The organism is Williamsia herbipolensis (assembly GCF_036153515.1).
Classification (GTDB): domain Bacteria; phylum Actinomycetota; class Actinomycetes; order Mycobacteriales; family Mycobacteriaceae; genus Williamsia_A; species Williamsia_A herbipolensis.
In genome coordinates, this window is the sequence record NZ_CP108021.1 from 791,486 (window position 1) to 806,028 (window position 14,543).

Below are 14,543 nucleotides of genomic sequence, written 5' to 3' on the forward strand. Positions count from 1 at the left end.
CGCGGGTGATCAGCCGCCGGATCGGGCGATCAGTGCGTCGTGCTCGGCGTCGTCGACCGACCGGGCCTCGGGGATGAGCAACACGGGGATGCCGTCGTCGATGCGGTAGACCTGCCGCAGGCGAGGGTTGTAGAGCACCTCGTCGGAGCCGCCGTTCCCCTCGATGTAGAGCAGTTCACCGTGGTCCTGCGGGCAGACCAGTCTCTCGCGCAGGAAGGCATCGAGCGGCATGTCTGCTCCTCGGATCGGTGTCGGCACCTCGGCGCCGACGGATCCCACCAGTCTACGAACGCGGTCGTGTTCGCGGTGCGACCGGCTCGCGTCGGGATCGGCTCAGGACGTACGGGCCGCGTTCGGTGCAGCGGCGTCGGCCGACGACATCTCCCATTCCTTCTCGGCGAGAACCGTGCGGGTGAGGCGGCGATAGCGGCCGGTGTCGTCGCGGTACCAGACCCGCGCACTCGGTTTCGGCAGCCCCTGGGCGCGGAACGACCCCGGCAGCGGCCGGTAGGAGTGGCTCACCGGGATGTCGTCGACCGCCCAGACGATGTGCGGACGCTCGGCGGCGGACAGGCCGGCCAGTGCCACACGCAGCGACGACACCGTCAGCGCGTGGGTCGTGCGGCGGGGTGAGACCACCGCCACCGCCAGCTGCGACCCCGGGGTGCCCACCGGGTACACGACGACCTGGTCGACATCGGGGTGGCGGGACAGCGCGGAGATGATCGGTTGCGGGTACACCGGTCCCTCCGAGGACTTGATCACGCTGTGGACGCCGGCCACCAACCAGTGGTCGCCGTCGACGTCGCGGCGGACGAGCTGACCGGAGGTCTCCCACCGATCGTGACGACCGAAGACGTCGCGCAGCACCGTGGCCCCGGTCTCGTTGCGCTGCCGCGTCTGCGCCAACAACAGACCGACCTCGTCGACGTGGGCCTCGCGCACGAAACCGCGCGGGTCGAGGAGGAACCGTTCCTCCACCACGTCCCAGGCCGCGACGCGAACCCGATTGGTCTCCGGCAGGGGCCGCCCGACCGATCCGACCTTGCCGCCGGAGATGTTGGCGAGGATCGCCGCACCGTCGGCGGTCGCATAGAACTCGATGACACCGGCGTCGGGGAATCGTTCGACGACGTCGTCCCACAACCCCGCGGGCATGCCCGAACCGATGAACAACCGGATGGGGTTGTGGTCGGTGATCGCCAGGTCGGTGTCACGGACGATGTCGCGCATCATCGTCCAGGTGTACGAGACGACGGTGATGCCGTACCGGTAGACCTCGCGCGCGAAACTCTCCGGTCCGATCCCCGACGACAGCGCGATGCGTGAACCGCCGACGACGGTCGCGCCGAGGGTGGTCAGCAGTCCCGATGCGTGATGCAGCGGGGTGAGGCAGTAGACGGTGTCGTTGTCGGTGAGCGAGGCCGCCGACGCAGCGCCGAACGCCGACATCGCCCAGCGGTGGTTGCTGATCGGCCACTTCTGCAGCGCTCCGTCGGCCCCGGTGAACAGGATGAACGCGAGGTCGCTCGCGAGTCCGGGGTCGCTGCGGTACCACGAGGGCACCTCGACCCGGTCGGGGTCGATCTGCTCCATGTCGATGACCTTGTCGCCGTCGGCCTGCGGGATGGAGCGGGCGTCGCCACCACCGAGGACGAGGACGCGTTCGGCGTGCGGCACGCACTCGTCGAGGCTCACCGGGTCGGCGACGACCACGAGCACGTCGGCGAGACGCAGCATCGTCGCCAGATCCGACGACGGGGGCAACGGGACGACCACGGCACCGAGTCGCGACAGTGCGGCGATCGCCACCAGCGCACTGGGACGGGTCTCCATCATGACGCCGACGTGCTCGCCGGGCCGCACCCCGCACTGGATCAGTCCGCGGACGACGTTGTCGATGCGGGTGTTGACCTCGGTGTGGCTCAGGACGCGGTCCTCGAAGAGGAACAGCTCGCGCCGTCCGGCGCGTTCGGCGTTCTCACTCATCAACTTGCCCAACGAGATCCGCGTACCGGGTTGGATCTGGCCGAGTCGCATGAGGCGGGGCAGGGTGCGGACGGACTCGCGCAGGACCGCCTGGGAGGTACGACGGAACGATCCCGCCGCCGCCACCATCTCGCGGCTCACGCCGGCGCCCGCGTCGGCGACGGCGCCGATGCCGTGGGTGACGCGCGAGGCGAGGCTGACCCCCGAACCGGAGCTCTGCTGCGGGGTCACCGCCATCGGCGCGATGGCCTCGGGCTTGTCGCCGTTGCCCTCGTGCCACTGGATCCACCGGGCGGTCGTGGGCCAGCTCTGCGCTCCCGACACCGATCCCACGACGAGCCCGAAGTGTCCGACGGGCAGCATCGTCTCGTAGACATCGGCGCGCGGCGCGGCGCGGCGGATGCCCCGGACGGCGGCGGGTTGTCCGATGTCGTCGGCGCCGCCGACGAAAGCCAGTACGGGGCAGGTGATCTCGGCCAGGGTGACGAGGTGGTCGCGGATCACGAACCCGCCCGACACCATCCGGTTGTGCACCACGAACTGGCGCAGCAGTTCGGCGATCGCCGGACCCGACCAGGCGACCCACCCGTCGGCCTCGAGGAAGCGGCGCTGGTCCTCACGCGGCAACAATGCGTCGCGGTCGTGGAGCTGGCGGAGGAAGTCGATACGGCTGCGCGCGGCCTTGACCGGATCGAGCAGCTGGAAGCCGGTGCGCGCCAACCACCCCGGGATGTTGAGCCGGTTGAAGACGTTGTCGGCGAAGACCTCGGCCAGCGGGGCCATGATGTTGGCGGGCAGCCCCAACGGGAGCGCAGCGAGCACGTCGACCGGGCTGCCGAAGGTGGTGAGGCTGGCGATCTGCTGCGACCGTCGGTAGGCGGCGGCCTGGTAGGCGAACATCCCGCCCTGGCTGTATCCCACGAGGTGGACATCACGCCCGGTCTCCTCGTGCATGAGGTCGATGATCTGGTCGATCGCCACGATGTGGTCGGCCAGGGTGCGCTCCATGCCCCCGGCCTCCTGGTCGGGGGAACCGAAGTCCACGACCCACGGGTCGATGCCCTGACCGTGCAGGATCGACACCGCACCGTTGTGCGGGGTGACGTCGTACACGTTGGCCGACACCATCATCGGCGGGATCAGTAGGACGGGGGGCCCACCGTTGAGGTCGTCGGGGAAGTAGCGCCGCAGGCGGTACATCGGCGCGGTCTCCTCGACCCGGAACGGGGTGGGCCGGGTGCCGGTGTCGAGCCCGCCCATGCGGATGACCTCGAGACCGTTCTGGGCGGTCGCGACGACCCGGTCCAGCGCGCGTCCGACGTTCGGGATGCCGACCACCCTGGCTACCTCCTGGTCGATGAATCCGTGATCGGTGTCACTCTACTCACGATCCTGCGACGCCTGATCCCACCCGCGCAGAGCCGCGATCCGGTCGGCGACACGCGCGCGCTGTTCGGCGACGCGGACGCCCGCGGTACCGCCACGCGCCGATCGCGATCCGATGGATCCCTCCACCGTGAGAACCGATCGCACGGCGGGGGTCAGGTCACCCGAGATCGCGGCGAAGTCGGCGTCGTCGAGTTCGTCGAGGCCTATCCCCCGCGATTCCGCGGCGCGTACGCAGGCGCCCGCCACCTCGTGGGCGACGCGGAACGGTACGCCCTGGCGCACCATCCACTCGGCGATGTCGGTGGCGAGGGTGAACCCGGCCGGCGCGAGGTCGGCCATGCGTTGGGGATGGAACTCGAGGGTGGCCACCATCCCGGCCATCGCGGGCAGCAGCAGGTCGAGCTGGGCGACCGAGTCGAAGACGGGCTCCTTGTCCTCCTGCAGGTCACGGTTGTAGGCCAGGGGTTGCGCCTTGAGCGTCGCGAGGAGTCCGGTGAGGTTGCCGATGAGGCGTCCGCTCTTGCCGCGCGCGAGTTCGGCGACGTCGGGGTTCTTCTTCTGCGGCATGATCGAGCTGCCGGTCGACCACGCGTCGGACAGCGTCGCGTAGCCGAATTCCGATGTGGTCCACAGGATCACATCCTCGGCGAGGCGCGAGAGGTCGACGCCGATCATGGCCAGGACGAAGGCCCCCTCGGCCGCGAAGTCCCGCGACGCGGTGGCGTCGATCGAGTTCTCTGCGGCGCTGTCGAATCCGAGATCGGCGGCGATGGCGTCGGGGTCGAGGCCCAGCGACGACCCCGCCAGCGCGCCGGAGCCGTACGGAGACACCGCGGCGCGACGGTCGAGGTCCACGAGTCGGTCGACATCGCGCAGCAGCGGATGCGCGTGTGCGAGCAGGTGATGGGCGAGCAGGACCGGTTGCGCGGCCTGCAGATGCGTCTTGCCCGGCACCGCGACATCGGGGTACCGCTGGGCCTGTTCGACGAGCGCGGCGGCGACATCGAGCACACCCTCGGCGACGCGTCGGATGGCATCACGCAGCCACATGCGGAAGAGCGTGGCGACCTGATCGTTGCGTGAGCGTCCCGCCCGGAGGCGGCCACCCACCTCGGGTCCGACCCGCTCGATGAGCCCTCGCTCGAGGGCGCCGTGGACGTCCTCGTCGGACTCGTCCGGCGTGAACGCACCGCTTGCGACGTCCTCCCCGAGTCGGCGGAGCCCGTCGAGCATCGTCGCCAGGTCCGCTTCGGACAGCAGCCCGGCACCGTGGAGCACGCGGGCGTGCGCCGCCGACGCCTTCACGTCGTAGGGCGCCAAGGCCCAGTCGAAGTGGGTCGACTTGCTCAGGGCGGCCATCGCATCGGCCGGTCCCGAGGCGAAACGACCGCCCCACAGCGCGCCGGTGTTGGTCCCGTGCCGGTCGGCTCCCGAGGTCATCGGCGCCGTCACTGCCCCTGCGGTGCGACGTCGCCGCGGTCGCGGCGGGCGGCGATCTTCGACGACAGGCCGTGCAGCTGCACGAACCCCTTGGCCGAGGACTGGTCGAAGGTGTCACCCGCGTCGTAGGTGGCGAGGTTGAAGTCGTACAGCGACTCCGGGCTGCGCCGTCCGTTGATCACCACGGTGCCCGCGTGCAGCACCAACCGGATGTCGCCGGTGACGTGCTCCTGGGTCTGGGCGACGAAGGCGTCGAGTGCGCTCTTGAGCGGCGAGTACCAGAGTCCGTCGTAGACCAGCTCGGCCCACTTCTGGTCGGTGCGACGCTTGTAACGTCCGAGCTCGCGCTCGAGGGTGACGTGTTCGAGTTCCTCGTGGGCGCGGATGAGGACCATCGCGCCCGGCGCCTCGTAGACCTCTCGGCTCTTGATGCCCACGAGCCGGTCCTCGACGACGTCGAGGCGTCCGACGCCCTGCTTGCCCGCGCGGGTGTTGAGTTCCTGGATCGCCTCGAGCACCGACACCGGGCGACCGTCGATCGCGATCGGGCGGCCCTTGTCGAAGCTGATGACGAGCTCGTCGGGTGCGGAGAAGTTGACCGTGGGGTCGTCGGTGTAGTCGTAGACGTCCTTGGTGGGGGCGTTCCACAGGTCCTCGAGGAAGCCGGTCTCGACGGCGCGTCCCCACACGTTCTGGTCGATGGAGAAGGGCGACTTCTTCGTGACGTTGATCGGGATCGCGTTCTCCTCGGCGAAGGCGATCGCCTTCTCGCGGGTCCACGCGTAGTCGCGGACGGGTGCGAGCACCTCGAGTTCGGGTGCGAGGGTGTTGAACCCGACCTCGAAGCGGACCTGGTCGTTGCCCTTGCCGGTGCACCCGTGGGCGACCACCGTGCCGCCGTGCGAGCGCGCGTTCTCCACGAGGTGCTTGACGATGAGCGGGCGGCTGATGGCCGACAGCAGCGGGTAGCGGTCCATGTAGAGCGCGTTGTTCTGCACGGTGGGGAGGCAGTACTCCTCGGCGAACTCGTCGCGTGCGTCGACGACGACGGCCTCGACGGCGCCGCAGTCGATGGCGCGCTGCCGGATGGCCTCCATGTCCTCGCCGCCCTGCCCGAGATCGATCGCGACCGCGACCACCTCCTTGCCGGTCTCGCGACCGATCCAGCTGATGGCGACTGAGGTGTCCAGTCCTCCGGAGTAGGCGAGAATGACGCGTTCGGTCATGAGTTCTGGGGCTCCCTGGTTGTCGTGTGTCGGGCGAGGTCGGTTCCGGCCGGGCCGGGATCGGGTGTGGTCATGCGAGGCCCTCGATCATGCGGGCGAGGTCGGCGCCGCTGGTGCCGTCGCGGGCGACCACGAAGATGGTGTCATCACCGGCGACGGTGCCCACCACCTGAGTCAGGCTGGCGCGGTCGATCGCGCTGGCGAGATAATGCGCGGCTCCCGGGGGTGTCCGCAGGACGGCCATGTTGCCGGCGTGGTCGGTGGAGACCAACAGGTCGGCCAGCAGACGCGAGAGTCGGTCGGTGCCACCGGACACCCCGCGGACCGGGGACCCGTCCTCGGGCACCACGTAGACGCCGGCGCCACCGTCGGCGGCACGCAGTTTGACCGCGCCGAGCTCGTCGAGATCGCGCGACAGCGTCGCCTGGGTGGCGTCTATCCCGGCCTGCGCGAGCAGCGTCTGCAACTCGACCTGGCTGCGAACCGGCGTGGCGGAGAGGATGTGGACGATCTCGGCCAGCCGTCCCGCGCGGGTCGGCGACGGCCGCCCCAGCGGCGCGGCGCTCACGAGTGCTCCAACAGCCAGATCAGCAGCGCCTTCTGCGCGTGCAGACGATTCTGGGCCTCGTCGAAGACCACGCTGCGCGGTCCGTCGATGACGTCGGCGGTGATCTCCTCGCCCCGGTGAGCGGGCAGGCAGTGCATGACCATGACGTCGTCGGCGGCACCGGCGAGCAGGGCGTCGTTCACCTGGTAGGGCCGGAACGGCGCGACGCGGTCGAGTCCGTCGCCCTCGTCGCCCATCGACGTCCAGGTGTCGGTGACGACGATGTCGGCACCGGCGACCGCGGCGTGCGGGTCGCCCTCGACGCGGGCGGTCGCGCCGGTCTGTGCGGCGCGGGCGGCGACGGCGTCGAGAACCCATGGGGCGGGACGGAACTGCTCGGGCGAGGAGACCGTCACGTTCATGCCCGCCGTCACCCCGCCGAGCAGCAGCGAGTGCGCCATGTTGTTCGCGCCGTCGCCGAGGTAGGTCATCGACAGGCCCGCCGCGGTGCCCTTGTGCTCGATGATCGTCTGCAAGTCGGCGAGCACCTGACACGGGTGGAACTCGGTCGACAGGGCGTTGACGACGGGGACCGTCGCCGTCGAGGCCATCGCCTCGAGACGCTCCTGGCCGAAGGTGCGCCACACGATCGCGCGCACGAAGCGCGACAGGACCCGGCCGGTGTCCTCGAGGGTCTCGTCGCGGCCCATCTGACTGGACTTGCCGTCGACGATCACGGCGTGACCGCCGAGTTGGGCGATCCCGACCTCGAAGGAGAACCGGGTGCGGGTGGAGTTCTTGTCGAAGATCACCCCGACGCCGTGCGGTCCCTCGAGTGGTCGGTGCGCGAACGGGTCGCGCTTGACCTCGGCCGCGAGGGCGAGCACCTCGGTCTGCTCGGCCGGGGTGAGATCGTCGTCGCGCAGGAAGTGTCGGACCATCAGGCCGCTCCGGGGTTCGTGTGGGCCGCGGCGTCGCGGGCGGCGTCGAGGATGTCGGGCAGAGCGGCGACGAAGCCGGTGGCCTGGTCGTCGGTGAGGATGAGCGGCGGCGCCAGTCGCAGCACGTCCGCGGCCGGGGCGTTGATGAGGAAGCCGGCCGCGCGAGCCGCCCGTTCGACATGCGCCGCAACGGATGCGGTGAGCACGACGCCCAGCAGGAGGCCGGCGCCCCGTACATGCGACACCAGCGGATGGTCGAGGTCCTCGATGCCCGTGGCGAGCGACTTGCCGACGGCCGCGACGTGGTCGAGGAGCCCCGCGGCGTCGATCTCGCCGATCACCGCCAGCGCGGCCGCCGCGCACACCGGGTTGCCGCCGAACGTCGTGCCGTGTTGGCCGGGTGAGAGCAGGTCGGCCGCGGCACCGGTGGCGAGGCAGGCGCCGATGGGCAGGCCACCGCCCAGCCCCTTGGCCAGGGTGATGACGTCGGGGACGATGCCGACGGCCTGGTGGGCATAGAACGTGCCGGTGCGCCCGATGCCGGTCTGCACCTCGTCGAGGACGAGCAGCGCACCCCGCTCGGCGGTGATCCGGCGGGCCGCGGCCAGGTAGTCGGCCGGTGGGACCACCACGCCGGCCTCGCCCTGGATCGGTTCGAGGAACACCGCGGCCGTGTTCTCGTCGACGGCGGCGTCGAGGGCGTCGATGTCGCCGTACGGGACGTGGGACACCCCCGCCGGCATCGGTTCGAACGGCGCACGCTTGGCCGGTTGTCCGGTGAGCGCGAGGGCACCCATCGTGCGGCCGTGGAAACCGTTCTCCGCAGCCACGATGTGCGGCCGGCCGGTGCGGCGGGCGATCTTGAACGCCGCCTCGTTCGCCTCGGCCCCGGAGTTGCAGAAGAACGCGCGGCCGGGGGTCCCCAGCCGGGCGAGCAACGTCTCGGCGAGTGCGACGACCGGCTCGCTGACGTAGAGGTTGGAGACGTGTCCGAGCGTGCTGAGTTGCCGTGTGACGGCATCGATCACGGCCGGGTGCGCATGCCCGAGCGCGTTGACCGCGATGCCGCCGAGCAGGTCGAGGTACTCGGCCCCGTCAACGTCGGTGACGACCGCGCCGCGTCCGCTGCGCAGTGCCACCGCGGGGGTGCCGTAGTTGTCCATCAGCGCGTGCGACCAGCGCTGTTGCATCGGTGCGGTCATGAGTTCACCTCGTTCGTGTGGGTTGTGGCGCCGCCGGTGGGGGTCGCGGCCGTCGGGACGACCATGGTCCCGATGCCCTCTCCGGTGAACAGTTCCAGGAGCATCGAGTGCGCGACGCGGCCATCGATCACGTGGGCGCGCGGGACGCCGCCCGTGACCGCGCGCAGGCAGGCCTCCATCTTCGGGATCATCCCCGAGTCGAGCTGCGGCAGAAGCGCTTCGAGGGTGTCGACGTCGATGCTCGAGGTGAGCGATCCGCGGTCGGGCCAGTCGGTGTAGAGCCCCTCGACGTCGGTCAACATCACCAGCTTCTCGGCGCCGAGGGCCTCCGCGAGCGCGGCGGCCGCGGTGTCGGCGTTGATGTTGTGGACCACGCCGTCGACATCGGGGGCGATGGTCGACACCACCGGGATCCGACCGGCCGCGATGAGGTCGGTGACGGCGCGGGGGTCGACGGTGGTCACGTCGCCGACGAGACCGATGTCGGTGGCGACGCCGTCGACGAGCGCGGTACGACGGGTGGCGGTGAACAGATGGGCGTCCTCACCGGTGATGCCGACCGCGTAGGGACCGTGCGCGTTGATGAGTCCGACGAGCTCCCGACCGACCTGACCGAACAGCACCATGCGCACGACGTCCATCACCTCGGGGGTGGTGACCCGGTAGCCGCCCCGGAACTCGCCGGTGAGACCGAGCCGGGTGAGCATCGCCGAGATCTGCGGTCCGCCGCCGTGCACGACGACGGGGTGGATCCCGCACGTGCGCAGGAAGACCATGTCCTGGGCGAACGCGGCCTTGAGGTCGTCGTCGACCATCGCGTTGCCGCCGTACTTGACCACGATGACCTTGCCCGCGAAACGCTGCAGCCACGGCAACGCCTCGGTGAGGACGTGCGCCTTGGCCAGCGGACTGAGGTCGCCCGCGACGGATCCGCCGGTGGTCATGAGGAGTACGCCGAGTTCTCTTCGACGTAGCCGTGGGAGAGGTCGGTGGTCCGGATCGTGGCCCGACCCGACCCCACCGCGAGGTCGACGGTCACCACGATGTCGGTCCCGGAGAGGTCGACCTCGCGCGCACCAGCGACACCACATCCGTTGCGGGACACGACATGACCGTTGAAGTCGATGGTGATCGCGTCGGGGTCGAGCTCGACCGGCGCCATCCCGACCGCGGCCAGGACGCGTCCCCAGTTCGGGTCGGATCCGAACAACGCCGTCTTCACCAGACTGTCGCGGGCGACCGTCCTCGCGACGGTGACCGCGTCGTCGTCGCTGTGTGCTCCGGTCACGGTGACCAGGATCCGTTTGGTGGCGCCCTCGGCGTCGGCCATGAGCTGCTCGGCGAGATCGTCGCATGCGGCGAACACCGCGGCGGCGAACGCGTCGGCGTCGGGCTCGATGTCGCTCGCACCCGAACTCAGCAGCAGCACGGTGTCGTTCGTGGAGCACGAACCGTCGACGTCGAGGCGGTCGAACGTCCGGGCGGTGGCGGCGCGGAGCGCCGAATCCAGTGCTGCGGCATCGACCTTCGCATCGGTGGTGATGACCACGAGCATCGTCGCCAACGACGGCGCGAGCATGCCCGCACCCTTGGCCATCCCGCCGACGTTCCAACCGGCGGTGTGGTGCACGGCCACCTGCTTGGGCACGGTGTCGGTGGTCATGATCGCGTGGGCGGCGTCGGTGCCGCCCGACAGTCCGCCGGCCATGTCACGCACGATCGCGGTGACGCCGGGCAGCAGCTTGTCCATCGGCAGGCGATCGCCGATCAGGCCGGTCGAGCAGACCGCGACCTCGATCGCCCCGGTCTCGGTGCCCCAGTTGCTCAGCGCCGAGGCGACGGCCTCGGCGGTGGCGTGGGTGTCGCCGAATCCGTCGGGGCCGGTGCAGGCGTTGGCGCCACCGGAGTTGAGCACCACGGCACGCAGCCGCCCGGTGGTCAGCACCTGCTGCGACCACTGCACGGGCGCCGCCTTGACCTTGTTGCGGGTGAAGACACCGGCAGCCGTGTAGTCGGGGCCCTCGTTGAACACGAGCGCGAGATCGGGTCGGCCCGACGCCTTGATCCCGGCCGCCATGCCCGCCGCGCGGAAGCCCAGCGGTGCGGTGACGCCCTGATCGCGGACCACCGAGCCGTCGAGAGTGTGGATCGCGTTCTGTGTGGAAACCCTGTCGCTCACGGCGTCCAACCCATCACTCACGGGGCCACCCCCACCGTCGACAGTCCTTCGTTCTCGGCGAAACCCATGGCCAGGTTCATCGACTGCACCGCCGCTCCCCCGGTTCCCTTGGTCAGGTTGTCGATCGCGCCGACCACGACGAGCGTCTGCGCCCGTTCGTCGACCGACACCGACAGCGCCGCCGAGTTCGATCCGATCACCGAACCGGTGGTGGGCAGACGATCGTCGGGCAGCAGGTGCACGAAAGGCTCGTCGCCGTATGCCTTCTCGTAGATCGCGCGGACCTCATCGGCGGTGGCCGAGGTCCGTGCGGTGCAGGTGGCGAGGATGCCACGCGCCATCGGGACGAGCACCGGTGTGAACGACACCGACACGGGCTCGCCCGCCGCGGCCGAGAGCGCCTGCGCGATCTCGGGATTGTGCCGGTGGGCGCCGGCGACGCCGTAGGCCCGAGCCGATCCGATGACCTCCGAGGCGAGGAGGTCGATGCGCGTCGAGCGGCCGGCGCCGGAGGTCCCGCTCACCGCGACGACCGTCACGGCCGACTCGACGACGCGCGCGGTCACGGCGGGCAGCAGCGACAGGATGGACACGGTCGGGTAGCACCCGGGCACGGCGATCCGCGTGGCGCCGGACAGCACGTCGCGGTTCCCGGGGATCTCGGGGAGGCCGTACGGCCATGTGCCGGCATGAGGGGTCCCGTAGAACCGGGTCCATTCCTGGGCATCGGAGAGCCGGAAGTCGGCGCCGCAGTCGATCACGAGGGTCGACGGTGGCAGCGCGTCGGCGATGGGCCCCGACGTGCCGTGCGGCAGCGCGAGGAAGACGACGTCGTGGCCGGCGAGCACCTCGGCGGTGGTGTCGGCGAGCACGCGGTCGGCGAGGGGGAACAGGTGGGGCTGATGCGCACCGAGCAGTGTTCCCGCATTCCCTCCCGCGGTCAGCGCACCGATGGTGACCTCACCGGACGCCACACGGGGGTGCCCGAGCAGCAGGCGCAGGATCTCGCCTCCGGCGTACCCACTCGCACCCGCCACGGCAATCGACATCGACATGTGACTCATTATGCAGAACGTTGCAAGTTAATTCATCACCGGGGGTCGGGCGTCGACGATCACCGCGACGACGTCACCGCAGACGGGCGCCGACCACCTCACCCGCGTGCGCGACCGCGGCGTCGCGGGCGCCCGAGGCGTCGTCCTCGGTCAGCGTCCGGTCGGCGGCGCGGAAACGCAGGGCGAACGTCAACGATTTCGAGCCCTCCCCGACCTGCGATCCCATGAACACGTCGTAGAGCCGGATGTCCTCGAGCAGTGCACCCGCACCCGCCACCAGGGCGCGTTCGACATCGGCGGCGGCGACCCCGGCGTCGACCACCACCGCGACGTCCTGCAACACCGCGGGGAACAGCGACAGCTGCGGCGCGGGCAGCGCCGAGGAGAGCGGAAGGAGATCCAGTTCGAGCTCGACGGCACAGGTTCGGGGCGGCAGGCCGGCCCGGTCGATGACGGCGGGGTGCAGCTCACCGGCCCACCCGACGTCGATCGATCCGCCCGCACCGTCGTCGGCGACCACCCGGGCGCACCGCCCGGGGTGCCACGGCACGTGCTCGGCGGCGACCATGCTCAGCTCCACCCCCGAGGCCCGACCGATCACGCGCGCGGCGTCGAAGGCATCCGACGCCTCGACCGGGCGTCCCGGACCCCACGGTCCCGCGGGCTCGCGCGCGCCGGTGAGGACGACCGCGGCGCGCAGGGGCTGACGCGGCAACGACCCCATCAGCTCGGCGATCTCGTCCGACGTCGGGCGGCGGGTCACGTCGACGGTGGCGACGGGGTGGACGTTCTCGTCGGCGATCATCACCTGCCCGATCGTGTAGAGCGCGACGTCGCGCTGCCCGCGGGCGAGGTTGCGGACGGCCATCTCGACGAGGCCGGGCAGCAGCGTCGTGTTCAACTCGCTGCGCGCGGACTCAAGCGGGTTGAGCACCCGCACCGTCGCGCGCCGCGGGTCGTCGGCGTCGACGCCCCAGAGGTCGAGGACGCCGGCGGGCATGAACGGGAACGGCAGCACCTCGACGAATCCCGACATGGCCAGCGCGCGACCGACACTGCGGCGGCGGATCTGCTCCCGGGTCAGGCCGGTCCCCGCCGGGGCGCTGGGCGGTACCGCGGGGATGTTCTCGAGCCCCTCCAGTCGCAGCACCTCCTCGACCAGGTCGGCCGACTGCCGCAGATCCGAGCGCCACGACGGCGGCACCACCTGCAGGGTGCCGTCGGCGCTCTCGCTCACGACGCAACCGACCTGCTCGAGGCGGCGCACGGTGGTTCCCGGTGCGTAGGTGATCCCCGCGACGCGGTCGGGGAGGTCCGGGGCGATGGTCACCGTTGCCGGGGGCGTCTCGATCGCGACGTCGGTATGACCGGGATCGGGTCGGCCGCCGGCGATCTCCACGATGAGTGCGGTGGCCCGGGCCAACGCGATCGCGGTGATCTGCGGGTCCACCGTGCGTTCGAATCGCTTGCCGGCCTCGCTGGAGAGCCGGTGACGTCGTCCGGTCCGGAACGCCGACACAGGGTCGAAGTTCGCCGCCTCGAGGATGACATCGACGGTGTCGGTGGAGATCTCGCTCTCGGCGCCACCCATCACGCCGGCCAGGGCGATCGGTCCGCGGTCGTCGGCGATGACGACGTCATCGGGGTCGAGGGTGCGCTCCACCCCGTCGAGGGTGGTGAGCGTCTCCCCCGCGCTCGCGCGACGCACCACGATCGTGCCGGCCACGTGCGCGGCATCGAACGCGTGCAACGGTTGCCCGAGTTCGAGCATCACGTAGTTCGTCACGTCGACCGCGGCCGAGATCGGCCGCACGCCCGCGACCAGCAGTCGCTTCTGGATCCACCACGGCGACACCGCCGTCGGGTCGACGCCGCGGATGACCTGCGCGCAGTAGCGGGTGGCGGACGAGGCCGGATCGATGCGGACCGGCCACGCATCGACCGACGACCCGTCGCCGTCGCTCGGCGCCTCGGCACCCGCGGGATCGACGTAGGGCAGATCGAAGCTCGCCGCGAGTTCTCGCGCCAGCCCACGTACCGAGAACGCGTAGCCACGGTCGGGTGTGATGTTCACGTCGATCGCGGTGTCGTCGAGGCCGAGGGCGGTGAGCGCGTCGGTTCCGGGCTCCGCGGTACCCGGGGCGAGCACGAGGATGCCCGAGTGGTCGGTGCCGATGCCCAGCTCCGACACCGAGCAGATCATGCCGTCGGAGGTGTGCCCGTAGGTCTTGCGCGCGGCGATGGCGAAGTCGCCGGGCAGCACGCTGCCGGGAAGGGCGGCCACGATCAGATCACCCTCGGCGAAGTTCCGGGCGCCGCAGACGATCCCACGGGGGGCGTCCTCGCCGACGTCGACCTGACAGAACCGGATCGGCTTCTTGAACTCGGTGAGCTCGGTGATCTGCGCGACCCGCCCGATCACCAGCGGTCCGGTGATGGTCGGGAAGTCCTCGACATCCTCGATCTCGAAGCCGACGCGTACGAAGCCGGCATCGATCTCGGCGGTCGACGCCGCGAAGTCGGCGGCGCCACGCTGCAGTGATTCGGTCAACCAGGACTGGGGAACGCGCACGGT

Annotated in this window: 11 protein-coding genes; all 11 read right to left on the reverse strand. The window is 70.6% G+C overall.

Annotated features, from left to right (window positions below; translation table 11 throughout):
* Nucleotides 1–9: 9 nt before the first annotated feature.
* A complete protein-coding gene (locus OG579_RS03590) occupies nucleotides 10–231 on the reverse strand; it encodes a Trm112 family protein (protein ID WP_045823247.1) in 222 nt (73 codons plus the stop codon).
* 102 nt (nucleotides 232–333) lie between these two features.
* Complete coding sequence (locus tag OG579_RS03595) at nucleotides 334–3,327, reverse strand: AMP-binding protein (protein ID WP_082080166.1); 2,994 nt, start codon at nucleotides 3,325–3,327, stop codon at nucleotides 334–336.
* A gap of 42 nt (nucleotides 3,328–3,369) precedes the next feature.
* Nucleotides 3,370–4,818, reverse strand: a complete 1,449-nt coding sequence (gene argH / locus OG579_RS03600; RefSeq protein WP_328858126.1) for an argininosuccinate lyase — start codon at nucleotides 4,816–4,818, stop codon at nucleotides 3,370–3,372.
* 8 nt (nucleotides 4,819–4,826) lie between these two features.
* Nucleotides 4,827–6,044: an argininosuccinate synthase gene (locus OG579_RS03605; RefSeq protein ID WP_045822997.1), complete on the reverse strand. Its 1,218-nt coding sequence runs from the start codon at nucleotides 6,042–6,044 to the stop codon at nucleotides 4,827–4,829.
* A gap of 70 nt (nucleotides 6,045–6,114) precedes the next feature.
* Nucleotides 6,115–6,612 carry an arginine repressor gene (locus tag OG579_RS03610; RefSeq protein ID WP_082080168.1) on the reverse strand — a complete coding sequence of 166 codons (498 nt, stop codon included), beginning with the start codon at nucleotides 6,610–6,612 and terminating at the stop codon, nucleotides 6,115–6,117.
* On the reverse strand, nucleotides 6,609–7,532 hold the full coding sequence (argF, locus tag OG579_RS03615) for an ornithine carbamoyltransferase (RefSeq protein ID WP_328858127.1): 924 nt from the start codon (nucleotides 7,530–7,532) through the stop codon (nucleotides 6,609–6,611). The genes OG579_RS03610 and argF overlap by 4 nt, the downstream gene beginning before the upstream one ends.
* Nucleotides 7,532–8,734 (reverse strand): acetylornithine transaminase, encoded by a 1,203-nt coding sequence (locus OG579_RS03620; protein ID WP_328858128.1) that lies wholly within the window; start codon nucleotides 8,732–8,734, stop codon nucleotides 7,532–7,534. The genes argF and OG579_RS03620 overlap by 1 nt, the downstream gene beginning before the upstream one ends.
* Entirely contained in the window at nucleotides 8,731–9,678 is a 948-nt protein-coding gene (gene argB, locus OG579_RS03625; RefSeq protein ID WP_328858129.1) for an acetylglutamate kinase, read from the reverse strand. Before argB ends, OG579_RS03620 begins: the two co-directional genes overlap by 4 nt.
* Entirely contained in the window at nucleotides 9,675–10,883 is a 1,209-nt protein-coding gene (gene argJ / locus OG579_RS03630) for a bifunctional glutamate N-acetyltransferase/amino-acid acetyltransferase ArgJ (RefSeq protein ID WP_328859145.1), read from the reverse strand. The genes argB and argJ overlap by 4 nt, the downstream gene beginning before the upstream one ends.
* A 47-nt stretch (nucleotides 10,884–10,930) precedes the next feature.
* Nucleotides 10,931–11,968: an N-acetyl-gamma-glutamyl-phosphate reductase gene (gene argC / locus OG579_RS03635; RefSeq protein WP_328858130.1), complete on the reverse strand. Its 1,038-nt coding sequence runs from the start codon at nucleotides 11,966–11,968 to the stop codon at nucleotides 10,931–10,933.
* A 73-nt stretch (nucleotides 11,969–12,041) separates the two neighbouring features.
* Nucleotides 12,042–14,540 carry a phenylalanine--tRNA ligase subunit beta gene (pheT, locus tag OG579_RS03640; protein ID WP_328858131.1) on the reverse strand — a complete coding sequence of 833 codons (2,499 nt, stop codon included), beginning with the start codon at nucleotides 14,538–14,540 and terminating at the stop codon, nucleotides 12,042–12,044.
* Nucleotides 14,541–14,543 lie beyond the last annotated feature (3 nt).

Bases quoted from the DNA above. Each gene is read 5' to 3' on its own strand.
- OG579_RS03590 (WP_045823247.1), bottom strand. From the start codon at position 231: ATGCCGCTCGATGCCTTCCTGCGCGAGAGACTGGTCTGCCCGCAGGAC.
- argH (WP_328858126.1), bottom strand. From the start codon at position 4,818: ATGACCTCGGGAGCCGACCGGCACGGGACCAACACCGGCGCGCTGTGG.
- OG579_RS03605 (WP_045822997.1), bottom strand. From the start codon at position 6,044: ATGACCGAACGCGTCATTCTCGCCTACTCCGGAGGACTGGACACCTCA.
- argF (WP_328858127.1), bottom strand. From the start codon at position 7,532: ATGGTCCGACACTTCCTGCGCGACGACGATCTCACCCCGGCCGAGCAG.
- OG579_RS03620 (WP_328858128.1), bottom strand. From the start codon at position 8,734: ATGACCGCACCGATGCAACAGCGCTGGTCGCACGCGCTGATGGACAAC.
- argB (WP_328858129.1), bottom strand. From the start codon at position 9,678: ATGACCACCGGCGGATCCGTCGCGGGCGACCTCAGTCCGCTGGCCAAG.
- argC (WP_328858130.1), bottom strand. From the start codon at position 11,968: ATGTCGATGTCGATTGCCGTGGCGGGTGCGAGTGGGTACGCCGGAGGC.